The organism is Paenibacillus favisporus, assembly GCF_040545415.1.
Lineage (GTDB): Bacteria > Bacillota > Bacilli > Paenibacillales > Paenibacillaceae > Paenibacillus_AQ > Paenibacillus_AQ favisporus.
On the sequence record NZ_JBEPLV010000008.1, the window covers coordinates 226,061 to 252,266 of the forward strand.

Annotated in this window: 25 protein-coding genes; 16 read left to right on the top strand and 9 right to left on the bottom strand. The window is 54.2% G+C overall.

Features of this window, described 5'->3' with window-relative positions; translation table 11 throughout:
• Positions 1-51: 51 nt before the first annotated feature.
• From ABID47_RS29710 to ABID47_RS29720, 3 genes are all read right to left on the bottom strand, one after another.
• Complete coding sequence (locus ABID47_RS29710) at positions 52-801, bottom strand: ABC transporter permease (RefSeq protein ID WP_354502358.1); 750 nt, start codon at positions 799-801, stop codon at positions 52-54.
• A complete protein-coding gene (locus ABID47_RS29715) occupies positions 798-1,718 on the bottom strand; it encodes an ABC transporter ATP-binding protein (protein ID WP_354502360.1) in 921 nt (306 codons plus the stop codon). The genes ABID47_RS29710 and ABID47_RS29715 overlap by 4 nt, the downstream gene beginning before the upstream one ends.
• Before the next feature lie 198 nt (positions 1,719-1,916).
• Positions 1,917-2,609 (bottom strand): response regulator transcription factor, encoded by a 693-nt coding sequence (locus ABID47_RS29720; RefSeq protein WP_354502362.1) that lies wholly within the window; start codon positions 2,607-2,609, stop codon positions 1,917-1,919.
• A gap of 435 nt (positions 2,610-3,044) precedes the next feature.
• On the opposite strand from ABID47_RS29720, the gene tkt reads away from it, so the two are divergent.
• Entirely contained in the window at positions 3,045-5,087 is a 2,043-nt protein-coding gene (gene tkt / locus ABID47_RS29725; RefSeq protein WP_251672959.1) for a transketolase, read from the top strand.
• Between the two features lie 50 nt (positions 5,088-5,137).
• On the top strand, positions 5,138-5,455 hold the full coding sequence (ppnP, locus tag ABID47_RS29730; RefSeq protein WP_076173446.1) for a pyrimidine/purine nucleoside phosphorylase: 318 nt from the start codon (positions 5,138-5,140) through the stop codon (positions 5,453-5,455).
• Between the two features lie 121 nt (positions 5,456-5,576).
• On the opposite strand, the gene ABID47_RS29735 is transcribed toward ppnP, so the two are convergent.
• Positions 5,577-6,476, bottom strand: coding sequence for an NAD(P)-dependent oxidoreductase (locus ABID47_RS29735; protein ID WP_354502364.1), 900 nt, complete (start codon positions 6,474-6,476; stop codon positions 5,577-5,579).
• Positions 6,477-6,689: 213 nt separating this feature from the next.
• Here ABID47_RS29735 and ABID47_RS29740 point away from each other — a divergent pair, with 213 nt between their 5' ends.
• The 3 genes from ABID47_RS29740 to ABID47_RS29750 all read left to right on the top strand — a co-directional run bounded on the left by ABID47_RS29740 (position 6,690) and on the right by ABID47_RS29750 (position 9,375).
• Entirely contained in the window at positions 6,690-8,045 is a 1,356-nt protein-coding gene (locus tag ABID47_RS29740) for a glucose-6-phosphate isomerase (protein WP_200633988.1), read from the top strand.
• Between the two features lie 107 nt (positions 8,046-8,152).
• Positions 8,153-8,785 (top strand): YigZ family protein, encoded by a 633-nt coding sequence (locus tag ABID47_RS29745; RefSeq protein ID WP_076173443.1) that lies wholly within the window; start codon positions 8,153-8,155, stop codon positions 8,783-8,785.
• 5 nt (positions 8,786-8,790) lie between these two features.
• Positions 8,791-9,375: a TetR/AcrR family transcriptional regulator gene (locus tag ABID47_RS29750; protein WP_076173442.1), complete on the top strand. Its 585-nt coding sequence runs from the start codon at positions 8,791-8,793 to the stop codon at positions 9,373-9,375.
• Positions 9,376-9,548: 173 nt separating this feature from the next.
• On the opposite strand, the gene ABID47_RS29755 is transcribed toward ABID47_RS29750, so the two are convergent.
• Complete coding sequence (locus ABID47_RS29755) at positions 9,549-9,950, bottom strand: secondary thiamine-phosphate synthase enzyme YjbQ (RefSeq protein WP_089545536.1); 402 nt, start codon at positions 9,948-9,950, stop codon at positions 9,549-9,551.
• A gap of 126 nt (positions 9,951-10,076) precedes the next feature.
• Complete coding sequence (locus ABID47_RS29760) at positions 10,077-10,622, bottom strand: helix-turn-helix domain-containing protein (RefSeq protein WP_145160688.1); 546 nt, start codon at positions 10,620-10,622, stop codon at positions 10,077-10,079.
• Between the two features lie 300 nt (positions 10,623-10,922).
• On the opposite strand from ABID47_RS29760, the gene ABID47_RS29765 reads away from it, so the two are divergent.
• The 8 genes from ABID47_RS29765 (at position 10,923) to ABID47_RS29800 (ending at position 18,808) form a co-directional block, all read left to right on the top strand.
• The gene (locus tag ABID47_RS29765) at positions 10,923-11,807 is read left to right on the top strand and encodes an MBL fold metallo-hydrolase (RefSeq protein ID WP_354502368.1); all 885 of its coding nucleotides are present in this window, start codon (positions 10,923-10,925) and stop codon (positions 11,805-11,807) included.
• Between the two features lie 36 nt (positions 11,808-11,843).
• On the top strand, positions 11,844-12,842 hold the full coding sequence (locus ABID47_RS29770) for an alpha/beta hydrolase (RefSeq protein WP_354502370.1): 999 nt from the start codon (positions 11,844-11,846) through the stop codon (positions 12,840-12,842).
• Between the two features lie 332 nt (positions 12,843-13,174).
• Entirely contained in the window at positions 13,175-13,969 is a 795-nt protein-coding gene (locus tag ABID47_RS29775; RefSeq protein ID WP_354502372.1) for a DMT family transporter, read from the top strand.
• 323 nt (positions 13,970-14,292) lie between these two features.
• Positions 14,293-15,108 carry a sulfate ABC transporter permease subunit CysT gene (gene cysT, locus ABID47_RS29780; RefSeq protein WP_354502374.1) on the top strand — a complete coding sequence of 272 codons (816 nt, stop codon included), beginning with the start codon at positions 14,293-14,295 and terminating at the stop codon, positions 15,106-15,108.
• Complete coding sequence (locus tag ABID47_RS29785) at positions 15,105-15,902, top strand: sulfate ABC transporter permease subunit (protein ID WP_354502376.1); 798 nt, start codon at positions 15,105-15,107, stop codon at positions 15,900-15,902. The genes cysT and ABID47_RS29785 overlap by 4 nt, the downstream gene beginning before the upstream one ends.
• Position 15,903: 1 nt before the next feature.
• Complete coding sequence (locus tag ABID47_RS29790) at positions 15,904-16,968, top strand: sulfate/molybdate ABC transporter ATP-binding protein (protein ID WP_354502378.1); 1,065 nt, start codon at positions 15,904-15,906, stop codon at positions 16,966-16,968.
• 200 nt (positions 16,969-17,168) lie between these two features.
• Positions 17,169-18,236 (top strand): sulfate ABC transporter substrate-binding protein, encoded by a 1,068-nt coding sequence (locus ABID47_RS29795; RefSeq protein ID WP_354502380.1) that lies wholly within the window; start codon positions 17,169-17,171, stop codon positions 18,234-18,236.
• 302 nt (positions 18,237-18,538) lie between these two features.
• Positions 18,539-18,808 (top strand): hypothetical protein, encoded by a 270-nt coding sequence (locus ABID47_RS29800; RefSeq protein ID WP_251672975.1) that lies wholly within the window; start codon positions 18,539-18,541, stop codon positions 18,806-18,808.
• A gap of 73 nt (positions 18,809-18,881) precedes the next feature.
• Here ABID47_RS29800 and ABID47_RS29805 read toward each other — a convergent pair whose 3' ends face one another.
• Entirely contained in the window at positions 18,882-20,144 is a 1,263-nt protein-coding gene (locus ABID47_RS29805) for an MFS transporter (protein WP_354502382.1), read from the bottom strand.
• A 447-nt stretch (positions 20,145-20,591) separates the two neighbouring features.
• On the opposite strand from ABID47_RS29805, the gene ABID47_RS29810 reads away from it, so the two are divergent.
• The 3 genes from ABID47_RS29810 (at position 20,592) to melA (ending at position 23,995) form a co-directional block, all read left to right on the top strand.
• The gene (locus tag ABID47_RS29810) at positions 20,592-21,368 is read left to right on the top strand and encodes an MBL fold metallo-hydrolase (protein ID WP_354502384.1); all 777 of its coding nucleotides are present in this window, start codon (positions 20,592-20,594) and stop codon (positions 21,366-21,368) included.
• Positions 21,369-21,397: 29 nt separating this feature from the next.
• Positions 21,398-22,345, top strand: a complete 948-nt coding sequence (locus ABID47_RS29815) for an AraC family transcriptional regulator (protein WP_308737721.1) — start codon at positions 21,398-21,400, stop codon at positions 22,343-22,345.
• Positions 22,346-22,486: 141 nt separating this feature from the next.
• A complete protein-coding gene (gene melA / locus ABID47_RS29820; protein ID WP_145160678.1) occupies positions 22,487-23,995 on the top strand; it encodes an alpha-glucosidase/alpha-galactosidase in 1,509 nt (502 codons plus the stop codon).
• 125 nt (positions 23,996-24,120) lie between these two features.
• On the opposite strand, the gene ABID47_RS29825 is transcribed toward melA, so the two are convergent.
• Together ABID47_RS29825 and ABID47_RS29830 are read right to left on the bottom strand one after the other, a co-directional pair.
• Positions 24,121-24,918 carry a Cof-type HAD-IIB family hydrolase gene (locus ABID47_RS29825; protein ID WP_076173429.1) on the bottom strand — a complete coding sequence of 266 codons (798 nt, stop codon included), beginning with the start codon at positions 24,916-24,918 and terminating at the stop codon, positions 24,121-24,123.
• Between the two features lie 345 nt (positions 24,919-25,263).
• Positions 25,264-26,166, bottom strand: a complete 903-nt coding sequence (locus ABID47_RS29830; protein ID WP_354502387.1) for a DMT family transporter — start codon at positions 26,164-26,166, stop codon at positions 25,264-25,266.
• Between the last annotated feature and the right edge of the window lie 40 nt (positions 26,167-26,206).

Below are 26,206 nucleotides of genomic sequence, written 5' to 3' on the forward strand. Positions count from 1 at the left end.
GCGAAAATAGATTCACTACCTTGCAGCTCATTGTTTGTATGGGGTTGCTTCTTACTTAATCTCCTTCTTCCGGAAGGCCAGAATCCCCAAAGCTCCAAACATCAGGAACCAGACGACCGGCACAACGGTCATGGCGGTGAGCTGCCCGCTGCTTCGTTCCAGGACCGACACGTTATTGACCAGCTGGAAGACAGAGTAGTCGTACAGCGTGCCGATGAAAGGAATGTATCCGCCGGCTCCGGCGAACAGGGAATCGGCCAGCAGGAACAGGATAAACAGGAAGCCGATCGATTTGCCGCTGTCGGTCAGCAAGGTGGAGAACAAGGCGGCAATGCCGGCGAATCCTGCCGCATAGAGGACGGTAAATCCCAGGGCTCGCAGTACAAAAGGTAGCGGTAACGATCCCGCGTCCCCATTTGCGATCACCATCACGGCTGTTGCTACCACAGGCAGGGTGAGCGCAAGCAAGGCTGTACCAACGGTGAAGACCAGCAGCTTTGCGGCGAACAGCCGGATCCGGCTGTTGCCGGAAGAGGCGATGCATTTCATGACGCCGGTCGAATATTCGCTGGAAATAAAGAAACCGGCCAGCAGGGCGGCGGAAAATTTCAGCACATAGGCGTTTCCGGCCAGCACATTTTGCATAAACTCCAGGCTCGTGACTTCCGGCTCGCCGGCGGTATGGTCCATGATGACGAGCAGGGGATACACGATGGCGGCCGCCGCAATGCACAGGAGCAGGGTCCGGAACGAGAGGTCCTTGCGCAGCTTGAACCATTCCGCTTTGATGACGTTGCTCATGGCTGCACACCTCCGATCCGTTTCGTGAAAAACGTCTCCAGGTCTTCGCCTTTCGGCATAAACTGCTCGATCTCCAGGCCGGATGCGGCTAATGCGGTCGATACGCGCCCGGGATGCTCCAAATGATCGTAGAGCTGGATGGACCCGTCCGGCATGACCTCGAATTCCGTGGTGTCCAGACGGTTCTGCAGGACCGATGCCGCCGCGGCGGGGTCGTTAACTTTGATATGAATGAACTGCCGGCATTTCTCCTGCAGTTCCTTGGCCGTCAGTTCCTCGAGCAGGACGCCGCGGTGAATGATGCCGTAATGGGTGGCCAGCAGATGCAGCTCGCTTAAAATATGGCTGGAAATCAGGATGGTGATCCGCCGTTCCTGGTTCAGCCGCTTGAGCAGCTCGCGCATTTCGACGACGCCCATAGGGTCAAGCCCATTGGTGGGCTCGTCCAGAATGAGAAACTCCGGATCACCCAGCAGGGCAATCGCCAGGCCCAGACGCTGCTTCATGCCCAGCGAGAAGTTTTTCGCTTTTTTCCGACCTGTCTCTTCCAGGCCCACCAGTTCAAGCGTGCGCTTTACGCAGTCTTTTCCGGGAATGCCCCGCAGAAGCCGGTTGGCCTCGACGTTCTCCTCCGCCGTCATTTGCGGGAACAGCGCCGGGCTTTCAATGATCGATCCGATGCGTTTGCGCGCCTCGTTTGTTTCCGAAGGACCGCTGTATCCGAACAGCTCCACCGAGCCTTCCGTCGGAAAGGCCAGCCCCGCGGCGATGCGGATGAGCGTGGATTTGCCGGCTCCGTTTTGCCCAATGAATCCGTAAATGGACCCCCGTTTGATCGAGAGATTCACCTTATCCAAAGCGACGCCGTTTTTGAACGTTTTGGTGAGATTAGTGGTGCGAAGAACATATTCGCTCATGGTTTTCTCATCAGCCTCCCTCCAGTGATAGGCTCAGTGTATTCCGGAAAGCGTAAGAGAAGTTTAAGGCAATTCTTAAGAAAGGCTTAAGTCTGAAGAGGCGACTGCGGCCGGTACAAGACTGCAGCGGATAACGCTATGCTGTTGAAGGATGCGGCTGTACAACCCTGAAAGGCAGCGGGCCTAAGTTCCACCTCCTCACGGCTTCAGCCGGTAGCCGATGCCCCAGACGGTTTCGATCCATTCCTCGCCAGGGCAAGCCTTGGCCAGCTTGCTGCGCAGATTGCTCATATGTACGTTGACGGTATTGTCATCCCCGAGAAACTCCTCGCCCCAGATGCTCTCGTACAGATTGGATTTGGAAAATACCTTTTTGGGCGATGCCATGAGCAGATGAAGGATATCGAATTCTCGGGCGGTCAGGGAAATCGGCTCGCCGTCGGCGTGTACGGTTTTGGCTTCCGGGTCGAGCAGCAAATTTTTATGCGAATAGATGACCGGCTTGGCGGAGTTCGCGGCACGATGGATCCGTCTAAGATGCGAGTCGATGCGTGCAGAAACTTCCTCGATGTCGAACGGCTTCGTGATATAGTCGTCGGCACCGCCGCGGAGGGCGGCGATCTTTCCGGACTGGTCGCCCTTGGCGGAAATGATCATTACCGGCGGAGCGCCGTGTTCCCGAACTTCTTTCAGTACTTCCTCGCCGGATAAGCCGGGAAGCATCAAATCCAGAAGGACCATGTCCCAGGGCTGCTGTTTCAAATAAATGAGGGCCTCGGTTCCGGAAAAGGCGGGCTGTGCGGTATATCCGCTGCGGCGGACGATACTGCAGAGCAGGCCGCTGATGTCGTTGTCGTCTTCCACTACCAGAATGTGCGTATTTCCGTTCATTTGACGTTTTCACCTCGGTTACATGAAGTTGAGTTACGAACTATCATACTTGAAGAAACGGCTGTTTCCAATGGTTTTTGCTGTTTCAGGACCGGACCGTGCGGGTCATAGATGGAAGACGAGTCAACCCGCAGGGTACATGAAAATAGTTTGAAACTATTGCCAGACGGAGGGAGGGCGGGACTTCGCTCAATTCCGCCCGGCTCTTGGCTTCGGGCGGGATCTGCTGCCCCTTTATCCGATCTGATTTGCTCCGCATAATGACCTTCTTCATGGGGAATGGTGATAAAGGTTATGGAAAAGAAGAAAGGCAAGTGTTATAATAAGTCAAAATGAAACATTCAAGCGGATGTTCTTCTAAGCCGCCGGGTTTTTCCGTGCTTTCAAGTGTGCCCGCTTCATGTTAATTTCCCAGAAATACTGAGGAGGATAACCATGACTGACAAGAATCAAGCGATTGACAAGGCCGAGAACGCGACCATCGATAATCTGTCGATTACGACGATCCGTACCCTCGCGATCGATGCGATCGAGAAAGCCAACTCCGGACATCCGGGTATGCCGATGGGCTCTGCACCAATGGGATACCAGCTGTTCGCAAAGACGATGAACCACAATCCGGAGAATCCGACTTGGATTAACCGCGACCGTTTTGTTCTCTCCGCTGGGCACGGCTCTATGCTGCTGTACAGCCTGCTTCACCTGAGCGGATATGATCTTCCAATGGAAGAACTGAAACAATTCCGTCAATGGGGAAGCCTGACTCCAGGTCACCCAGAGTTCGGTCACACAGCTGGCGTTGACGCAACGACAGGTCCTCTTGGACAAGGCGTGGCTATGGCCGTTGGTATGGCAATGGCTGAAGCTCAGCTGGCTGCAACTTACAACAAAGACAACTACAAAGTGGTTGACCACTATACGTACGCGATCTGCGGCGACGGCGACCTGATGGAAGGTATCTCGCATGAGGCTGCTTCTTTGGCGGGCCATCAACAGCTCGGCAAACTGATCATGCTGTACGATTCCAATGACATTTCCCTCGACGGTAAACTTAACCTGTCCTTCTCCGAAAACGTACAGAAGCGTTTCGAAGCCTACGGATGGCAAGTGCTGCGCGTGGAAGACGGCAACGATCTTCCGGCCATCGAGAAAGCCATTGCGGAAGCGCAAGCCGAAACGAGCAAACCGACCCTGATCGAAGTGAAAACCATCATCGGTTACGGAAGCCCGAACAAACAAGGTAAAGGCGGCCATGGCGGTACTCACGGATCCCCGCTGGGTGCGGAAGAAGCCAAGCTGACCAAAGAATTCTACAAATGGGTATACGAAGAAGATTTCTACGTGCCTGAAGAAGTTCGCGCTCATTTCGCGAAAGTGAAAGAACACGGCGTGAAAGTCAACAAAGAATGGAACGAGCAGTTCGAGGCTTACAAGAAAGCTTATCCTGAACTGGCCGCTCAATTCGAAAGAGCCGTTGCCGGCGACCTTGCTGAAGGATGGGATAAAGACCTTCCGAAGTATTCCGTGGAAGACAAAGCCGTATCGACACGCGTCGCTTCCGGTAACGCCCTGAACGGTCTTACAGGCGGCGTACCACAGCTGCTGGGCGGATCCGCCGACTTGGAAAGCTCCACAATGACTCACCTGAACAACCTGGCCAACTTCACGCCTGACAGCCGCGAAGGCCGCAACATCTACTTCGGCGTACGCGAATTCGCGATGGCTGCTGTGATGAACGGCATGACGCTGCATGGCGGACTGAAAGTATTCGGCGGAACGTTCTTCGTATTTACCGACTACCTGCGTCCGGCGGTTCGTCTGGCTTCGATCATGAAGCTGCCTGTCACTTACGTTCTGACTCATGACAGTATTGCGGTTGGTGAAGACGGTCCTACCCATGAACCGATCGAACAGCTGGCATCGCTGCGCATCATTCCTGGATTGACTGTAATCCGTCCGGCTGACGCCAACGAAACATCGGCAGCCTGGGCTTACACCGTTGAAAATAAAGAGAACCCGGTAGCGCTCGTATTGACGCGCCAAAACCTGCCAATCCTGGCCGCTACGGCTGAGGGCGCACGCGAAGGCATCAAGCGCGGTGCTTATGTAGTAGCTGACGCGAAGAACGGCAAACCTCAAGCGCAAATCATCGCAACGGGTTCCGAAGTACAGCTGGCTGTGAAAGCTGCCGAAGCGCTGTCCAAAGAGGGCATCGAAGTTCGCGTCATCAGCATGCCAAGCTGGGATCTGTTTGAAAAACAAGATCAAGCTTACAAAGATTCCGTCCTGCTGCCTGACGTCAAAGCGCGTCTTGCCATCGAAATGGCTTCGCCATTCGGTTGGGAACGCTATGTCGGCGACAAAGGCGACATTCTCGGCATCTCCATCTTTGGCGCATCTGCTCCTGGCAACCGCGTCATCGAAGAATACGGATTTACGGTGGACAATGTAGTCAGCCGTGTCAAAGGGCTGCTGTAAGGTCATAGCCGTTTAATTCATATTTTGAGTTCAAAAGGAGCAGTGAGCACATGTCGCAGTTCAGCAATGCCACCATCGTCAAAGCAGCCAACGTCTATTATGACGGCCAGGTGACCAGCCGCACCGTCATTCTGGAAGATGGTAGCAAGGTTACGCTCGGAATCATGCTTCCGGGCACGTATGAATTTGGGACGGACGGTCCTGAAATTATGGAGATCCTGTCCGGCCACCTGAAGGTCCTTCTTCCCGGTGAAGAATCCTGGCAAGAAATTCAGGGAGCACACACGTTTCACGTGCCTGCCCATTCCAAATTCGCTCTGGAAGTGTTCAGCGTAACCGATTACTGCTGCTCCTACCCGGCGGAGTAACGAAAAAGGGTAAGTCCGTCATCTGGCGGACTTACCCTTTTCTCTCCGGTAAACTCATTTTTCTGCATAATTTGGAGCCGTTCCATTCAACCTATGGCTGTATATGGAAGGAGCCCGTCCATTATTGCAGCGGCTTGCCGCCGATCGTCTGTCCGATCCATGCTTCATAGCATTTGACGACAGCGGACAGATCCTCATCTCCGAAGCCCTGCGTCTGCCCGGCTTGAAACAGGCTTTTTGCCAGGTTCAGCATCGGGGACGGTACGCCGGTGGCGTCGGTGAGGGAGGAGGCGAGCTTCAGGTCTTTGAGCATCAGCGCAAGGGAGAACTGGTTGCTGAAGTCGTGGTCGATGATCTTCCGGCCTTTCAGGTCCGCGGCCTTGCTGCCGGCCGAACCGAGCTGTACCAGCTCGAGGAAGCTGTCCGCAGGAATGCCGGATTTGGCGGCGATGGCGAAGCCTTCCGCCAAGGCCAGGTTGTTGATGCCGACCATCGTGTTATGGGCAAGCTTGGCAACGGAACCGCTGCCGCTTGGTCCCATATGGATGAACTTCTTGCCCAGCGTATCAAACAGGCCGGATGCGGCTTCCAGCACGGAAGCTTCTCCGCCGACCATAAATACGAGTGTGCCGTCGATGGCCGCCGGCTTGCTGCCGGTAACCGGTGCGTCGAGGAAATAGGCTCCGAGCTTGTGAACCTCGGCGGCCAGCTCTTTGACGAGCCCCGGGGAAATGGTGCTGCTGTCAATGACGGTGGTGCCTTGAGCCAGCGTTTTTAGAATGCCATCTTCGCCGTAAAACACCTCGCGGATGGAATCGTCATTGCTGACCATCGTGATGACCGCATCCTGTCCTGAGGCCGCTTCGGCAGGAGTGGCGGCTTGGGACGCGCCTTCCCGGACAAGCGCTTCGGCCTTGGAAGCCGTGCGGTTATAGACGGTTACCTCGTAACCTTGTTTTAACAAATTGGAAGCCATGGGCGCTCCCATGGTGCCCAGTCCGATGAAGCCTATTTTTTTCATGAGAATCACCTTTTCCTGTGAGATATAAGCATTCATTAAGTTTACCATGAGGCCATGCGACAATCCATGGGGGGAGAAGTGAAATTGTGGGTGGATAAGCTTCATATTGTCCTTGCCAAATGCAGTGAAATTACAGTATCCTATTCTAAAGCTGTTTTTTTCGGAGCGTAAATAGAATAGAGATGAAGCCAAACTAGGAGGTTTACATTAGATATGTCTACCAAATTAAATTTCGATTACAGTAAGGCGCTCTCCTTTATCGGTCAGCACGAAGTGGATTATCTGGCAGAGCCGATCCGACTCGCTCACGAGCAGCTTCATAACAAGACAGGCGTAGGTTCTGACTTCTTGGGATGGATCGATCTTCCTACCCAATACGACAAGGAAGAATTTGCACGCATCCAAAAAGCAGCAGCGAAAATCCAAAGCGATTCTGACGTTCTGATCGTCATCGGAATCGGCGGATCTTACCTCGGCGCACGCGCGGCGATTGAAGCTCTGTCCCATTCCTTCTATAATGTATTACCAAAGGATAAGCGCAAGACGCCTGAGATCTATTTCGCCGGCAACAACATCAGCTCCACTTACGTGGCGCATTTGCTCGATCTGATCGAAGGCAAGGACTTCTCCGTGAACGTCATTTCCAAGTCCGGCACAACGACGGAGCCTGCGATTGCATTCCGTATTTTCAAAGCCGAGCTGGAGAAGAAATACGGCAAGGAAGAAGCCCGCAAACGCATTTATGCAACAACTGACAAGGAAAGAGGAGCCCTCAAGAAGCTCGCGAATGAAGAAGGCTATGAGTCCTTTATCATTCCGGACGACGTGGGCGGAAGATATTCCGTACTGACTGCAGTTGGCCTGCTGCCAATTGCTACTGCCGGAATCAACATCGAAGAGATGATGCAAGGTGCCGCTGACGCTTCCAAGGAATTCAGCAACCCGAACGTGCATGAGAACCTCAGCTACCAATACGCTGCCGTGCGTAACGCACTGTATCGCAAAGGCAAAGCCATCGAGATTCTCGTGAACTACGAGCCTTCTCTTCACTTCGTATCCGAGTGGTGGAAACAGCTGTACGGCGAAAGCGAAGGCAAGGACTATAAGGGTATTTATCCGGCATCCGTCGACTTCTCGACCGATCTGCACTCCATGGGACAATTCGTTCAGGAAGGCAGCCGCAACATTTTCGAAACGGTCATCCAGGTAGAAAATGTAGCGAAGCAAATTACGATCGAAAGCGATCCGGACGATTTGGACGGCCTGAACTTCCTGGCTGGCAAAACGATGGATTTCGTCAACAAAAAGGCCTTCCAAGGCACGATGTTGGCACATACAGACGGACAGGTTCCTAACCTGATCGTAACCGTACCGGATATGACTCCGTATTCCTTCGGATATCTGGTGTACTTCTTTGAAAAGGCGTGCGGTATCAGCGGCTATCTGCTTGGGGTCAATCCGTTTGACCAGCCTGGCGTGGAAGCCTATAAGAAGAACATGTTCGCTTTGCTCGGCAAACCGGGCTATGAGGAAGAAAAAGCGAAGCTGGAAGCAAGACTGTCCGAATAAGAATAACATCAGCAACTTTTGAATAGACATACAAAGCTAGGGAAGCAGTTCACCGGTTAATCAACAGCGGGGGACTGCTTTCTTGGCAAATAAGAAAGGGCATGAACATGATTGATCGCTATCGAACCGTCCGGGGGGCGGGATCCAAGGAAATTGTCATTAAGAAGTCCCGTTTTATCGGCCATGTGAAACCGGTGGACAGCGAAGATGATGCAAACGCTTTTATTGAAGAGATCAAGAAGCTGCACTGGAATGCCACGCATAACTGCTCCGCCTACATGATCGGGGAGAGGGATGAAATCCAGAAGCAGTCGGATGACGGAGAGCCGAGCGGAACGGCCGGCAAGCCGATTCTCGAGGTGATCCGCAATCAAGGGTTGAAAAATGTGGCGATCGTCGTGACCCGGTACTTCGGCGGCATCATGCTGGGGGCGGGAGGACTGATCCGGGCATACACGGACGGTGCTGTGGCGGCGATTGAAGCGGGGGAAGCGATCACACGCGTGCTTCACCGCGAGATTTTTGTAGAAATCGACTATACCTGGCTGGGGAAAGTCGAGAACGAGCTCCGGGGCCGTGAGGTCCGAATGGGGGAAACGGTGTTTACGGATAAGGTGCGGCTGACGTGCCTGCCGGAAGACCGTGAAGCGGAGACGTTTATGTCGTGGATGGTGGATTTGACGCAGGGGCAATCCCTGATTACGGAGGGCGAAAAGCTTTATTTTATTGAAGGGGAATAAGGTCTATGGCAAGAAGAGCAGTGGAACAGGAGTTGTCGAGGGAGAGGATTCTGGAAGCGGCCAGGCATTTGTTTGTGACCAAGGGATACCGGGCCATTTCGATGCGCAGTATTGGTCAGCATTTAGGTTACAGTCATGGTTCCTTATACTATCATTTCAAGGAAAAGGCAGAATTGTTCTACGCCATCGTGGTTGAGGATTTCAACAATCTCGCTGTACAGCTGAATAAGGTGCTCAAGGTCGCTCCGACCCAGGACTTGACCAAGGTGGAACAGCTCATGCTGGAGTTCATCCGTTTCGGCCTGGACCATCCTTATCAGTACGAGATCATGTTCATGATCCGGGACGAAGAACTGCTGTCCTACTGCCGTTCTGAGCAGGGGCGCTGCTTCGAATTGTTTGCCTCCATGGTGCGCCGTTACATGAACGAGGAGGAGCACGGCCCCGATCATTGCCGCAATCTGCCGCTAACGTTATTTTTGTCCATGCACGGATTCATCTCGTATTACATCCAGGATCGCGTGACTTTTGAGGAGATCAAACCCGCGGCCATTACGCATGTGAAGATATGCTGCCGCAGTTTGCGGTAATTTTTTTAGATACTTACTTTATAACGGTGAATTGGTATTGCGCCAACGTATAAATGCTGTGGTGAGTGTGAGCGCAGCTGAAGAAAATAAGGTGAAGGGGAGGGCATGCAGAAATGCCTCGTACCCCGACACCTGTTTTGTCATGCCTGCTTTTGGGGATACGGCGGCTATCCTTATCCCTCCATAATTTTCACATGGTATTGTCTGCGCCGCGGCCCGTCGAACTCGCAAAAATAAATCCCCTGCCAGCGTCCGAGCAGCAGCTCACCTTCCGTAATGATCACGGTCTGCGAAGGTCCGCAGGTGATCGACTTCAAATGGGAAGCCGTGTTGCCCTCGGCATGGCGGTATTTTGGATGCTCCCACGGATACACCTCATCCAAACGCAGCAGCACATCATGCTTCACGTCCGGATCGGCGTTTTCGTTAATAGCGATGCCGGCGGTCGTGTGCGGACAGTAAATCAGCACCGTCCCCTCCTTGACCCCGCTCTGATGAACCAGCGAAATAATCTCGCGGGTAATATCCCTCATTTCGTCCCGTGACGCCGTACTTAATTCAAGGGTATGCAGCATGTCGTATGTCTCCTTTCCTAAAGTGTATTTTACCTGATTTTGGACATGTCATAAGCCTATGATACAGCTGCTGTGCCGTAAGCACAATGAACGGGCTGGCCTATTCCTCCACAGGATAAAGTGAATCTAGAAGGTAGCAGGAGAGGGAACGGCAATCAGCAGCGTCTCCCCCTCGGCGATATTTTTGTAACTATGCGGCGTTCGGGCATCGTAATAAATGCTGTCGCCTTCTTCAAGCGTGAACCGTTCATTTCCAAGGATGAACTCCAATCGTCCGGTATGGATAAAAAGAAACTCCTCCCCTTCGGGATGGCCAACGCCGACATCCCCTGATGTTGCGCCTTTTTCGAGAACTCCCCAAATCGGTCCCATCTTATTGCCGCTTCCATGACTGAGAGCATACCAAGTTATTCTGGAACCCTCGGAGTGAACGAGAGGTTTTCGTTCGTTTTTTCTGATGACGATGCTTCGTTTCTCCTCGCCAAACAGATCGGTAAAATTCACACCCAGAGCGTTTGCTATACGCTTGAGAACGCTAAGGGATGGATTCACTTTGTCGCGTTCGATTTCACTGAGAAAAGACAAAGAGATGGAGGCCATGGTGGAAACCTCTTTGAGCGTCAATTTTTGTTTTTTTCTCGTATTTCGAATGGTATCGCCGATTGAATTCATCTGAAGTCCTCTCCTCACCTAAAAATTCGCTGTGAACGTAATTTTTACGTGTATCATATCGGATATTTGCAGTGGTATCAAGCACTTTGAAGCAGAGCGAATTACGCTGTAAAACCGTTGAAATATCAGGGGTTAAGAACTACTATTAGATCAAGGTTGATGTTCAGTCTCATACCCGGGTATTTACGAATTCCTTCAACCATTTCCATATTGAGCGAAATTTTTGGGATACTGTCAGATCCCATGATAATAGTTGTCTCGAACGATCTACGATTTAGAAAGAAAACCGGAGGATTTCAAATGAACAAAGTCTATAAAGTAGGCGACGTAACCGTAACCCGTGTCACGGAAATGACGCTGAGCGGCGTCCCGCCGGAAATTTATTTTGCGGGCTCGTGGGACCCGGCGTTTCTGGAAAAGAATCGGGATACCCTGCCCGCCGGTCTAATCGACAGCGATTCTCAGCTTGTCGTTAGTATAGGAACTTGGGTCGTGAAGACTCCGGACCATACGATCCTTATTGATACCGCGACGGGAAATGATAAACATCTTCCGTATAATCCGGAATTGTCCAATCTAAAGCTCCCGTATCTTGATCGCCTCCTGGAGGCGGGGGTTACGCCGGAAGACGTGGACTATGTCCTGTTGACGCATTTGCATGTGGATCATGTCGGCTGGAATACAAGGCTTGCAGGCGGTAATTGGGTACCGACGTTCCCGAACGCCACCTATGTATTTCCGCTTTCGGAACAACAATATTACTCCAGCCCGGCCAGCCACAATAAAGAAAACGAACCCAACTTTAACGCATACGAAGAGAGCGTTTTGCCTGTCGTCGAAGCGGGACTGGTGAAGACAATCCCTCCAGAGGGGGGAGAGTTCCTCGATATGTTCAAATTTATTCCGACTCCCGGCCATAGCATCGGTCAGATGTCGATCAGCCTCACGTCCGGCGGAGAAGAAGCTTTGTTCGGTGCTGACGTGATGCACCATCCGTTTCAGGTATATCATCCCGAGTGGAATTCCATGTATTGCGAATTCACGGAACAAGCACGCGTTTCCCGGCGCAGGGTACTGGATTATGTCGCGGATCGGCCCATCATTTATTTCAGTACTCATTTTCCGGGGAGTTCTGCGGGGTACGTGACTCGTGACGGCAACGGATTCAAATGGGAATTCATCTAATAAATTTACCTAATCGCATTGAAAGGTGCTGACAACATGACGACAAACGATTTTAGGCACGATATACCGATTTTGACCGAAGACCACCGTATCCCCAGCGATACGTCAGGAATCGAACTATATGTATGCAACAAACGTCCGGCTTCCATGAACACGTTCACGAACGAGAAAACGATTGTCATGGTTCACGGTGCCACATATCCGATTGGCAGTTTGTATGACGTTGAATTGGATGGTTTCACGTTCTTGGACTATTTGGCAAGTCATGGTTACGACGTGTATGCCGTGGATGTTCGCGGCTATGGAGGCTCGACGAGACCCCCTGAGATGGAGCAGCCCGCTGACTCCAACCCTCCGCTGGTTCGCACGGAAACCGGGGTTCGCGACCTGGGCTCGGCGGTAGATTTCGTTTTAAAACATCGGAACTTATCGAAGGTCAACATTCTGGGAATGTCCTGGGGCGGAACGGTCGCCGGGGCGTATACGAGCCGAAACAACGATAAAGTAAACAAGCTTATTCTTGTTGCGCCTCAGTGGCTGAGCACGAAACCGGTCCCTATCGATACCGGAGGTCCGCTCGGCTCCTATCGTCTCGTCCCGGTCGGCAGCACGAAGGAACGCTGGCTAAGCGCCGCCCCTGAAGATAAACGCGCCGATCTGATTCCGGAAGGCTGGTTCGGACAATGGACCGAAGCGACGTTAGCTTCCGATCCGGGAAGCCAAAGCGTCCATCCGGGACATATTCGGGCGACCAATGGGCCGATTCTGGACATCCGAGAATACTGGACGGCTAACAGAGCTTTTTATGAGCCCAAGGAGATCACGGTGCCTGTCCTTCTTGTTCACGCGGAATGGGACATCGATGTGCCTCTTGATTTGGCGCAAAACTTTTTCACGTCACTGACCGGCGCCGTTTATCGCCGCTGGGTAGAAATTGGGGAAGGAACGCACATGGTGCTGCTGGAGAAGAACAGGATGCAGGCTTTCCAAGCGATCCTCAGCTTTCTTGAAGAATCGTATATCCCGGCGAAATAACCCGGGTGCAGTGCCCGAAGTTTCATATGCCTAAAACGAGGCCTGCGGCATGCTGCCGCAGGCTTTTTTCGTAACCACATTTTTGAAAGAAGGCGAATCGTTTGCGATCCTATCTGCTTCTATTGTTTTGCGCATCACTCTACGGTAGCAACTTCGTACTGGGCTCGCTTTTGCTGCAAGCATTTCCTGCGCTGCATCTATCGGCCTATCGGCATGCCGTCTCCTCGGTGTTCCTGCTGGTTTATTTGAAGATTATAGAATTTATAAATTTCAGCGAAGCTGAACCATTCTATAATCGCAAGAAAAACTTCCGCTAAACGCGGTCTGTCTTCTTGGAAGGTACGTCGATAGACGTTTTTCTTATAGGGACCCGCCGATTAGTTCAGGTTACGCTGCGGGATGCCGTGTATTTAACACCTTATGCTCTAGTGGGAATGCTGCTGCATCAAGTCTCGTTCTTTACGGGACTGCGCACGGTCGATGCGACGACGGCTTCATTGATATTATCGTTATCACCGATTTGTACTGCACTGTTTGCCCGCTTGTTTCTGAAGGAACCGTTTACGCTTCGGATGACGATGGGGTCGGTCGTCGCCTTTGCCGGTGTCTTCTTCGTTGTGGCGAATAGCGCAAGTTTTATGCTCCGCATCTCGTCCGGGATTGGATGGATGCTGATTTGCATGCTGGCATTTTCAGGGTCTGTCATTCTCATGAAAAAGCTGACAGAGCGCATCGAACCGCTTGTGGCAACGGCCTACTCAACGATGCTGGGGTGTATTGCGGTATTCCCGGTATCGATCTGGAGCGAACCGCATGCTGAGATTCATCCACACTATGGGTGGTGGCTTGTCTTAATTGGATCCGCGCTGCTTATCCAAGGATTATGCGCCGTCGTCTGGAACACTCAAATTCGCAGGGTAGGTGCCGCGACCGCGTCCCTGTTTCTGAATTTGCAGCCATTTGTTGCGATGGTGTCAGGCTACTTCATTCTAGGTACGCCGATCAGCTACATGCAAGTTGCGGGTTCGGTGTTGATTATTTGCGGCGTCATCCTGGCAACCTTCCAAAGACATTCGAAAAGAACTGCGCATGCCGATCAACTCCATATGTCCGTGGTGGAGCGATAACAGAGTGGAGTGCTGGGAGTTCCATCGCAGACGGTCTCGATGAGGCAAAGGATCATCACGGTTAGACCTTGACTTTGCCCCGGAACGGGCCGAATGTTTTGGACTGAAAAATGCAGGGCCTGTACTTGTGCAGGCTCTTTTCTTTGCGGCGTAAACGGAGACTGGAAATAAATCTATTTTTGTATTGACGGTGTGAGACAGTTTTTGGTAAAGTACTGATAAGCAAAAACCAAGTAGTCAAATAGGAATAATTTAATCTATAATGGAAATCATCAATCGTCAAGCGCCGACCGGGCCGATTCCCGGAGGCAGGGAGGGGTCAAGTGAATACACTGCTGCGACATAAAGGCTGGACCTGGGGTTTTCGAAGCACCGTTCTTCTTTATTTTGTACTGCTGGTCGTGCTCCCTTTGCTGGGAGTGTATTATCATTCGTTCTCGCTGGGATGGAGCGCTTTTGCGGAAAGCGTGAAAGACCCGATCGCGTGGAAATCCGTGCTCCTTACGCTGAAATTGGCCCTTGTGGCTACGATGATTAACGTTCTGATCGGTACGATGATCGGCTGGGTGATCGTCCGCTACCGTTTTCCGGGCAGATCGCTGCTGAACAGTCTGGTGGATCTCCCGTTTGCCCTGCCGACCGCGGTCGGAGGCCTCATGATTCTGCTTCTGCTCGGACCGGGCAGCCTGATCGGCGGAGCCGCCGAAGCGCTCGGCTTTGAAATCGTGTTCCATCAGCCGGCGATCGTCATCGCCATGGTGTTCGTCACGTTTCCTTTCGTCATCCGCGCGGTGCAGCCGCTGCTGGAGGAGATCGATCCTTCCGAGGAGGAGGCGGCGCGGACGCTGGGGGCTTCGGGCACCAAAATCTTTTTCCGAGTTGTGCTGCCGTCCATGCTGCCGGGCATGCTCAGCGGAGGAATGCTGGCCTTCTCCCGGGCGCTGGCGGAGTTTGGGGCCGTCGTGCTCGTCGCCGGCAACATTCCGGGCCGGACGCTGATCGCCTCCGTGTTTATTTACGGGGAGGTTGAGAGCGACAATACTGCCGGGGCCGCTGCCGTGTCGATTCTGCTGCTGACGCTGTCTTTTGTCATACTCTGGGTCGTGAATTTTGTGCAGACGAAGGGGAATAGAGCATGAAGAAACTGTGGATTACGCTGACATACCTGGTCTTTTTCCTGCTGCTGATCGCTCCCCTCGGCAAAATGGTCATGGGTGCCTTCGAAGGTGGTTTGGGCGGTCTGGGCGATGCCCTGGCAAGGCCTGAGGCGCTGCACGCCCTGATGATGACCGGGCTCATCGTCGTCACCGTGACGGTGCTGAACACGCTGCTCGGCATGATGATGGCTATCTATCTCGTTCGCGGCAGCTGGATGGGCGGCGGGCTCCGGCGGTTTCTGAACAGCATCGTCGACCTGCCGTATGCGGTGTCCCCCGTCATTGGGGGGCTGATGATCGTGCTCCTGCTGGGGCCGGGAAGCGCGGTGGGGGCCTTTTTCGAAGATATTGGCTTTAAGATTGTGTACGCCTTTCCGGGGATGGTCATTGCTACGCTGTTTGTCACTTTTCCGCTCATGGTGCGCGAGGTGATGCCAGTGCTGCAGGAAATCGGGGCTCAGCAGGAAGAAGCCGCCTCGACGCTGGGGGCCTACGGCTGGACGACGTTCTGGAAAGTAACCTGGCCATCGATCCGCTGGGCGGTCATTTACGGCATCGTGCTGACGGTGGCGCGCTCGCTGGGCGAGTTCGGAGCGGTGCTCGTCGTGTCGGGTAATATCATTAACAGGACCCAAACGGCGACGACGCTAGTATACCAGGACGTGGAAAATTTCAATGTCATTTCGGCCAACAGCGTTGCGTTGGTTCTGGCTGCTTTTTCGGTAAGTCTGCTCCTCTTGATGGAATGGGCCAAAAAAAGAAGGGAAGTGCGCTGATATGCATGTGGAAGTTCGCGGATTGAACAAGCATTTTGGTGATTTTCATGCCGTAAAGGATGTGCATTTTGGAATTGAAAAGGGCCACCTGATCGGGCTGCTCGGGCCGAGCGGCGGCGGCAAAACGTCGATTCTGCGGATGCTTGCGGGACTGGAGACGCCGGACAGCGGGGAAATCCGCTTCCACGGAGAGCTGGTCAACGCGCTTCCGCCGCAGGAGCGGGGCATCGGCTTTGTGTTTCAGAACTACGCGCTGTTTAAGCATATGACGGTGTTCGACAATATTGCTTTTGGCCTGAAAGTGAAGAAAACGCCGAAGTCGCAGATCAAGGATCGGGTCATGGAGCTGGTCGAGCTGACCGGGCTGGCGGGCTTTGAGAAGCGTTATCCGCAGCAGCTCTCCGGCGGGCAGCGTCAGCGGGTCGCTTTTGCCCGGGCGCTCGCGCCGGAACCGCAGCTGCTGCTGCTGGATGAGCCGTTTGCGGCGATCGACGCCAAGATCCGGCAGGAGCTCCGCTCCTGGCTCAGGGAGCTGATCGAGCGCGTGGGCATCACGTCGATCTTCGTGACGCATGACCAGGACGAGGCGATCGAGGTAGCCGACGAAATCATGATCATTAACCAGGGACGCCTGGAGCAAAAGGGCACCCCGTGGGATATTTACAAGGAGCCGAAGACGCCGTTCGTCGCGACCTTTATCGGGGAGTCCACCGTGGTGGAGAATGCGCGTGAACTGAAAGGCTTCGAGGAAGCTGCCGGGGGCAGCGGCACCCGGGCGCTCATCCGGCCGGAGTACATTGAAGTCGGCGGGTCCGACGAATTCCGGGTGCTGTCTGCAACGGAGGAAGGCATCGTGCGCCATCTGCATTTCCGCGGCAGCGAGTGGATGGTGGAGGTCGAAGTCGGCAGCCACAAGCTGATGACGTACCGCTCGCTGGAGAAGGATACGCTGCAGCCGGGTCAGCCGGTACGAGTGCTGGTGCACCGCGCGTACCTGTTCAACGACGAGCGCAGCTGGATCGAAGAAAACCGGCTTAAGGTGGACCCGATGCCGGTCATTATTTAAAGGGATCCGAGTAACGCTTCTTTGAAATCTCAATATTGGACCTCGGAAAATACTTACTCTTAGCACGGGTAATTCCGTAATTTAGAGATGACACAGCAATACCGCTTCTGTGAACATCATCCGTATTACAACTCCAGCCTGCCCTCCGGCAGGCTGATGCGGCAAACACGGCAAGTTTCAGCCTAAAGGAGTGGCAGACGATGCAAAATCACGATAGAAAGCCGGCATTCCGCCCGGGTCTTCTCGGCGCTCTGCTGCTGGCCTGCATTCTCGTCTTTACCGGCTGCAGCAAGGATGCGCCGGTGAATGGCACCGTATCGGCAGCGGGCGGCGACGTCACCCTGGTGATTGGCGCGTACAGCGTGGCGAAGGATGCGATGGCCGACATCCTGCCGAAATTTCAGCAGGAATGGAAGGAGAAGACCGGACAGACGGTCAAATTCCAGGAGTCCTATGAGGCGTCGGGAACCCAGGCGCGCGCGATTGCCGGCGGCTTTGAGGCCGACGTCACGCTGCTCGCGATGGAAGGAGACGTCGATAAGCTCGTCAGCGCGGGGCTCATCGATAAGGACTGGAAGACGAAACATCCGGATCAAGGCATGGTCACCCGTTCCATCGTCGTGCTGGGCACGCGGGAAGGGAATCCGCTGGGGATCAAGGATTTTCAGGACCTGACCAAGCCGGGGGTCAAAGTGCTGTACCCCAACCCGAAGACTTCGGGCGGGGCGCAGTGGGACATCAATGCGATTTACGGCGCAGGTCTGAAAGCTTCGGAGCAGCAGGGACACAAGGACCCGGCCGCGGCCAAAGCTTTCCTGAAGCAGGTCCACAAGAACGTGGAGTCGCTCGACAAGAGCGGCAGGGCGTCCATGGCGGCGTTCGAGTATGGCGTGGGCGACGTCATCGTCACGTACGAGAATGAGCTCCTGGCGCGAATTCAGCAGGGCGTCAAATACGACGTCGTCATTCCGGAGAACACGATTCTGATCGAGAATCCGGCCGCCGTCGTGGACGCTTTTGCCAAGAAGCACGGCACCACCAAGGTGGCCGAGGCGTTCGTGAAGTATCTGTGGAGCAAGGAAGCGCAGGAAATCTTCGCCGCACACGGCTTCCGGCCCGTCGACGACGAGGTGCTGAAGGCCAACACGGCCAAGTACCCGGTGCCGAAAGGGCTGTTCGATATCAACTACCTCGGCGGCTGGGACGAGGTGCGCAGCACGCTCTACTCCAAGCGGGGTGTGTGGTACCAGGTGCTGGCGGGGATTTGAGTGGCAGAAATCGGAGCAGTGTTTAAGCAGGTGACCGCTTGGCGGGGCCTGCTTTTTTGGTGCCAAGGGGATTGGCTGGCGGAATAGTCAAGCTGTTATGTGGGCTGATCCCGGACAAGTTAATCCGAAAACTAGAGTCTGACATTTTTATGGATAAGGGAATTGTTGGAAAATTAACTGTTCTATGCTAAAGTTAAAGGTAGAGTTAGAGTAATGATATTTTTTTGACCAGTCAGAAAATAGGTTTAGAGCATAGTCAGTTGGAAGTGTTCTATAAGCCAGACGGAAGGAGCGGTTATTCCATGGTAAAAGGTGTTTCGCGGTACCTGTACAGTGCAGCACTGTTTACGTTTTTGGCCGTACTGTGGATATTCTGTAGCAAAATGCTGGTCGGTTATGTGAATGAATCGGATTCGCCGATGCGGTTTGTAATTCATATGCTGGGCGTGATGTTGTTCTTCAGCGTGGTGCGCCGAGTCAAAATCAGCTTCGGCAGCGATAAAATTATCAATACGATCGGGAACATATGCTTTATAGGGGTTACCGTGGCTGCGGCGCTGACGATTTATTAGTAAGAACCAGTTACATACTGGCCCCTTCCTTTATGGGAAGGGGCTTTCTTCTTTTTTGAGTAAAGCCCGGCCATCAGCCGGGCATTTCGACGTTCATCTCCTGCTGCTGGTGCTTGCGGCTGAGCGAAGGCAGGACGGCAAGGTAGTAGACGCTGACGATAAAAATGCTGGCCGCCAGGATCCAGTACAGTGCGGTGACGGATACCAAGCCGGGGAAGGCAACGGCCAGAAATCCGAGCGCGATCGCCTGGCCGGTCGTGTTGAGCGGCTCGATCCAGGCGCTGACGCGGCCCATGCTTTGGGGCTCGACGAGCTCCGGCAGCCATCCGCCCAGCACAACGTTGATCGGAGCGAGGATCACCCCGAGCAGCACCATCGTGCCCAAGTACAGCTGAATGTGGTGGAAACCGCCGGCGACCAGCGTAATGATGCCGATGAGGAACAATCCGGTGATCAGCACGCCGACTTTACCGGTCTTTTTGATAAGCAGGGTGCTGATGGCGCTGCCCACCAGGTAGCCGATCCCGAGGAATACCATGACCAAAGGTGTGTACACCTCGTAGTGCTCCGGACTAAGCTTGTATTTCATCGTAAAGAGGGGCAGGATCGAAAACACGCCGTTGACGATGCCGAAGAAGAAAAAGCCGAGAATAATCGCCAGCAGCAGGCGCGAACGGACGATGTATTGAAAGCCCATGCCGAAGTCGGCAGTGATGCTTTTCAAATTCAGGTCTTTCAAGCGTATTTTGCCGTTGGGGTGGGAGACATGCTGCGGGAAACGGCATGACATAAGAAGCAGGGCGGAGATGACGAAGCTGGCCATGTCGATCAGAATGGCGCCTTCAATGCCAAGGTAATAGTAAGCTGCCGAGCCGAGACTCATGCCAAAGAGCATGAATACGCCCGAGATGGACATGTTCAGGCTGGAGGCCTGCACGTACTGTTCGGGTTTCATGACCCCCTGGAGCAGGCTCATTTCGGCGGGTGCAAAAAACTTCGAGATGGCGCTGCGCAGAAATAGAAGGGCAAACGCGCCGACGATCCAGTTTTCATAAATCGCGAGCAGCAGGACCAGGGAAAGGACCGCGCGGATCCAGTCGCTGTTGACGGCGATGCGTTTGCGGTCGAGTCGATCGGCAAGCACGCCGACGAACAGGAACACGACCAGTGTCGGCAGAGAATACATCAACTCGGCTAACGTGGCGTAAGCGGGTTGGCTGCTGAAGCGGTCGACGAGATAAAAGGCGAAAGCCATGCTGCCAACCATTGACCCAAGCTGGGACGCGAAGTTGGCCAAAAACATTTTAACAAATGTGGCATTGCGGAAAAGCTCCATGCGGGTGACCTCGTTTCTTCTAAATTTTACGGTACAAATATGGCGAACTTGAGTGGTTCATTGACTTCTCCAAGGCACCGGGCATCCGCATTATGCGGTTCATCCGATCATCTGTGTCCGGCTTGCGCCGGTCAGGGGCAGTTTTAACAGCGGTGCCTGATGCGTCCGTCGTTCGCAGCTTTGATCTCAGTGTACTCGAATAAAGGGCCGGCAAAAATCGCCGCTGGTATGATTTTGCAGTCGGTCTCTGGACCGAGAACTCTCGGAAAGGCGAATATGGTATCATATTATAGATTGAACTCAAGTTTCGAATTGAACCCCCTGTTGTAACAGCTTATCCAAGCCCTTCAACATGAATTTCTTGAGTTCATTCTATATAGCTGTAACGAACCAGGAATATAACCACCACCCTACATACATAGGAAAAATAAGGAGATGACCGACGCAATGGACGCATTGATCTTTTTGGGAACCGGGGACGCGATGGGCGTCCCGCGCGTGTACTGCAGCTGCGAAGTGTGCGAAGAGGCCCGGACAACGGGAATGAACCGCCGCTTGCGTTCTTCGGTGCTAGTCCAAGGGCAGGAGGAGGGAGACAGCTTCCTCATCGATTGCGGGCCGGATTGGCGCAGCCAGATGGAAGCGATCGGGCAGCGGGCGACGGCGCGGATGCTGGTGACGCATGCGCATTTTGACCATATCGGCGGGCTGCCGGAGTGGGCGGATGAATGCCGCTGGCGGCAGGCCAAAGGGGAGCTGTATGCCCCGCAGGAGGTGCTGGACCAAATTCAGCGGCAGTTTCCATGGATCCACCGGCAGCTTCAAATGATTCCCGCTGATGCTGGAATCGAGCTTGGCGGCTGGAACATCACCACGTGGAAGGTGACGCATGGGGCGAACGGTTATGCCTTTGCATACCGGCTGGAGAAACCGGGCTTCCGCTGGGTGTACTGCTCGGACTCGATCGGTCTGAACGAGGAGGAGAAACGGCCGCTGCACGGCCTGAATCTGCTGGTGCTCGGGACGAGCTTTTTTCATGAGACGGCGCCTTATCCCACCCGGTCCGTGTACGATATGAAGGAAGCGGCAGAGCTGCTGCAGGAGGTGAAGCCGCTGCGAACGGTCTACACCCATATGTCGCATGATATCGACCTGAACCGGTCTTATCCGCTCCCTCCGCAGGTGACGCTGGCCGTGGCCGGAATGAAGGTTGAGCTGGTCTGAACGTTAAGGGGAAAAGGAGGTTCGTATCCATGGCAAACGTCAGCGGATGGAATGGCAGCGAATTGGACGGATGGGAACCCGGCGGATTATTTCCCGAGAAGCTGATGCTGGCGGACTGCCGTCCGGAGGTGAGCGCCTACTATTTTAAAGAGTGGAACGGTTTTGACATGGCGCTGCATACCCATGACTCCTCCGAAATCATGTATGTCATAGACGGGAACTGCTCAGTCGGGGTGAAGCCGTTTGGCGAAAACGAAGCGGTTGTGCATCTGACCAAGGGCGGCTTTATCCTGCTGGACGGAACTGTTCCCCATCGTCTGCTGGTGACGGGGACCTGCCGGATGCTCAACATCGAATTCCGCTTTGTCGAGCGGGATGGGGTGCTGCCGTCGACGAAACAGCTGGCCGAGGGAGAGGAGGCGCTGGCGGCGCTGTTCCGGAACCCGGCTCCCTATGTCGTGCTTAGGGAATTTCATGACGTGCATCAGCTGCTGAAAAATCTTGTTCTGGAGCTGGACGCCGCCGAATCCGGACAGGAGCTGATGCCGCAGCTGATGCTCGCCGAGCTGCTGATCCGGATTGCCCGGCTGCATCAGGAATACGTGGAGGCCGGTCCCGATACGCAGAGCATGTACGTGCGGCAGTGCATCGAATACCTGTATCAGAACTACGATCGCAGCATCCAGGTTAAAGACGCCGCCGAGCATGTCCGGCTTCACCCCGGGTATTTGCAGCGGGTATTCAAGCAGAAGACAGGCATGTCGATTATGGAATACCTGAACGCCTACCGGATGGACAAAACGGCAATGCTCCTGCGGCAGACGGAAATTCCTGTGGCGGATATCGCGGATTATGTGGGGATCGGCAGCCGCCAATATCTGCATCTGATGTTCAAAAAGCATACCGGCCAGACGCCGGTCGAGTACCGGAAGGCTTCCCGGATCGCAGGGTACGTGGATTCCCGGGACGTGCATTAACCTAAATCTAAAAAGTGAGAATTGTTGACACTTTTCCGGCAAAGAGGTCATGAATTTGATAACGTTTTCCCAGGAAGGGTTGCTACAATACCTGTATCAGGGTGAACCTGGCGACTATTCTTGAGGGAGGCGGTTTTTGCCGTGTCATTTAAAATTGCTTTTATCGGGGCGGGAAGCATTGGCTTTACCCGTGGACTGCTGCGTGACCTGTTGTCCGTTCCGGAATTTCATAATGTGGAAGTTGCTTTTACGGACATCAATCCGCACAACCTGGACATGGTAACCGAGCTGTGCCAGCGGGACATTCGGGAGAACGGGCTGGACATTAACATTCACGCGACGACGAACCGCCGCGAGGCGCTGAAGGATGCCAAATACGTCATCTGTACGATCCGTGTTGGCGGCTTGGAGGCGTTCGCGACGGATGTGGACATTCCGCTGAAATACGGCGTCGATCAATGCGTGGGCGACACGCTGTGCGCAGGCGGCATCATGTACGGACAGCGCGGCATCGCCGAGATGCTGAACATCTGCAAGGACATCCGCGAAATGGCGTCCAAGGACGTGCTGCTGCTGAACTATGCCAATCCGATGGCGATGCTTACGTGGGCTTGCAACAAGTACGGCGGGGTCCGCACGGTCGGACTGTGCCATGGGGTGCAGGGCGGCCACTGGCAGATTGCGGAAGCTTTTGGCCTGAAGCAGGAGGAAGTGGATATCATCTGCGCGGGCATCAACCATCAGACGTGGTATGTCCAGATCCGCCATAATGGGGAGGACCTGACCGGCAAGCTGCTGGAAGCGTTCGAGAAGCATCCGGATTTCAGCCGGACGGAGAAGGTAAGGATCGACATGCTGCGCCGCTTCGGCTATTACAGCACGGAATCGAACGGACATCTCAGCGAGTATGTTCCGTGGTACCGCAAGCGGGCGGACGAAATCAACGACTGGATCGACCTCGGCAGCTGGATCAACGGGGAGACCGGAGGATACCTTCGCGTCTGCACGGAAGGGCGCAACTGGTTTGAGACCGATTTTCCCAACTGGATGAAGGAGAAGCCGTTCGAATACAAGCAGGACCAGCGCAGCCATGAGCACGGATCCTACATCATCGAAGGCTTGGAGACGGGACGGGTGTACCGGGGGCATTTCAACGTGGTCAACAACGGAGTGATCACCAATCTGCCGGATGACGCGATCATCGAGGCTCCGGGATACGTCGACCGCAACGGCATCTCCATGCCGGTGGTCGGGGATCTGCCGCTCGGACCGGCGGCAGTCTGCAATGCGAGCATTTCCGTGCAGCGGCTGGCGGTGGAAGCGGCCGTGCATGGCGACGACAAGCTGCTTCGCCAGGCGTTCATGATGGACCCGCTGGTCGGCGCGGTGTGCAACCCGAACGAAATTTGGCAGATGGTCGACGAAATGCTCGTGGCGCAGGAGCAGTGGCTCCCGCAATACGGGGATGCCATCGCCGAGGCGTCGGTACGGCTGGCTTCCGGCAACCTGATTCCAACCCGGGAAGGATACCGCGGTGCGGCACGCCTCAAGGTGAAGACCGTGGAGGAAATGCAGCAGGACCGGGAAGCCGCCAACAAAAACGCCGGCGAATCGGATAAAGGCAAGGACCGGGCCAAAGCGGTTCAGTAAACGGTAACCCAGCAGCCGGGAAATATCAGCCGGCAAACAAAAAGACAGCTTGCGAACTAGGATCGGTGATCCTGATTCGCGGCTGTCTTTTTTAAATCTTGGGTATCGCTAAATATTCGACTGAATTAAACGTTCAGCACAAACTTCTCGATCGCGGCCTTCACGCCTTCGTCGTTGTTGCTTAACGTTACGTAGTTCGCGATGTCCTTCAGCGCCGGGATAGCGTTGCCCATCGCAATGCCCAGGCCTGCCGCTTCCAGCATCTCATGATCGTTCCAGGAATCGCCGATGGCGATCGTCTCGGACATGTCGCAGCCAAAGTGGCTGGCGAGGAAGGTGAGGGCATGGCCTTTGGTGCCTTCACGGTGCATGATTTCGAGGAAGTGCGGCTTCGATTTGGTGATGTGCACTTCGTCTCCCAGCAGGTCGCGCAGAATCGGGATCAGCTGATCCAGGTAGGCCGGATCGTCGATGATGAGCATCTTCGGCGTCTTCTGGGCGATCAGCTTTTCAAAATCCGGCTCTATATAGTAAGGCGTGCGGTTGAGTTCGCTGTAATCCTTCAGCTTCTGGTTCTCTTCACGGGCGTAAAGCTTGTCGTCGATATAAACCTGCAAGTGAAGGTTATGCTCGATGCAGTATTGGAACAGCTTGTATCCCGCATCCTTTGGCACGTAGCGCTCGTAAAGCACTTTTTCGTCCATCAGGTTTTTGACCAGTGCCCCTTGGTACGTAATGATCGGCACGTTCAGCCCGGTTTGGCGGGCAATGGCTTGGGCAGAGGCATAAGCCCGTCCCGTGGCCAGCGTAACAACTACGTCTTTGGCGACCGCCTGCTCCAGCGCCTGCTGGGTGCCCGGGGTCACCTCTTTATCGTCGTTAATCAGAGTATCGTCGATGTCGATCGCGATCAATTTGTACATGGTTTTCTCTCCTTTAATCATGGCGAACCTCTCTGCCTATAAGGGCGCTGAAATGCTCGTCCATGTTCTCTCTACCGCAGGAAGGGTATTTCTCTAAACGTTCCTGCACAGTATGGCTCTTATCTAGATAATAGAATCTATCGTTTTCAGCGAAGCTGAAGCATTCTATTATCGCAAGAAAAGTTTCCACTAAAAGCGGTCTGTCTTCTGTGGATTACATCGATCATACTTTTCTTTAGAGATCAGAAAGTCCAACCTCTATTGGGAAAAGTAACTTGATCTCGCAAGAAAAGTTTCCACTAAAAGCGGTCTGTCTTCTGTGAAAGTACTTCGATCATACTTTTCTTATTGTACCTCACGCGGGGCAGATTTCAATTCCGCGAGGATCATTCCGGCAAAAATACAAATACATCCCAGTCCCGCCGCAGCGCCCAGCACCTCTCCGCCGAAGGTGACGCCCGTCAATGCCGCAAAGACCGGTTCCATGGCAAAAATAACGGCAACCCGCGACGGGTTCGTATATTTCTGGCACACGGTCTGAATCCAAAAGGCGAACGCGCTGGTCGGACCAATCGACACCAGGAGCGCCCAGATCACTTCGGGCTTCAGCAGACGATCCGCCACCTGCGCTAACGGGCCCACATCCTCAAATAACAGCGAAGAAAGGAGGCTGAGCAGCCCGACGACCGCCATCTGCATCGCAGCCAGGGGCAGCGCTGAATAGCGCGGCGCAAACACGCCCGTATACGCCACATGCAGAGCGAACGCCACCGCGCACAGGAAGATGAGAAAGTCGCCTTTGTTCAGCGTCAGGGCGGTGCCGGCGAAGGCCAGCAGGTACAAACCGGCGGCGGCCAGCAGCGCGCTGATCCACGTATAGCGGGAAATGGGGCTTTTCAGCAGCAGGAGCGCCAAAAACGGAACAAACACGACGGACAAGCCGGTAATAAAACCGGCGTTCGAAGTGGTCGTGTACAGCAGTCCCACCGTTTGAAAGGCATAGCCCAGAAACAAAAAAAGGCCCAGCAGGCACGAGTGGAGCAGCATTTTGCCGGAAATGTCCCGCCACTGGCTGCGGTAGAAGAACGTAATGATCAGGGCCAGCAGCACCGCCGCACCCAAGAAGCGGATGCCGTTGAAGGCAAGGGGAGGCAGGACCCGGACCGCATGCTGCACGATCAAAAAGGTACACCCCCACATCATCGCCACGATGAGCAGGCTGAGGTCGGCAGTACGGGAGCGGTTCAAATGAAGTCATTCCTTTCACGGTTCGTACGATCGGCCTGTG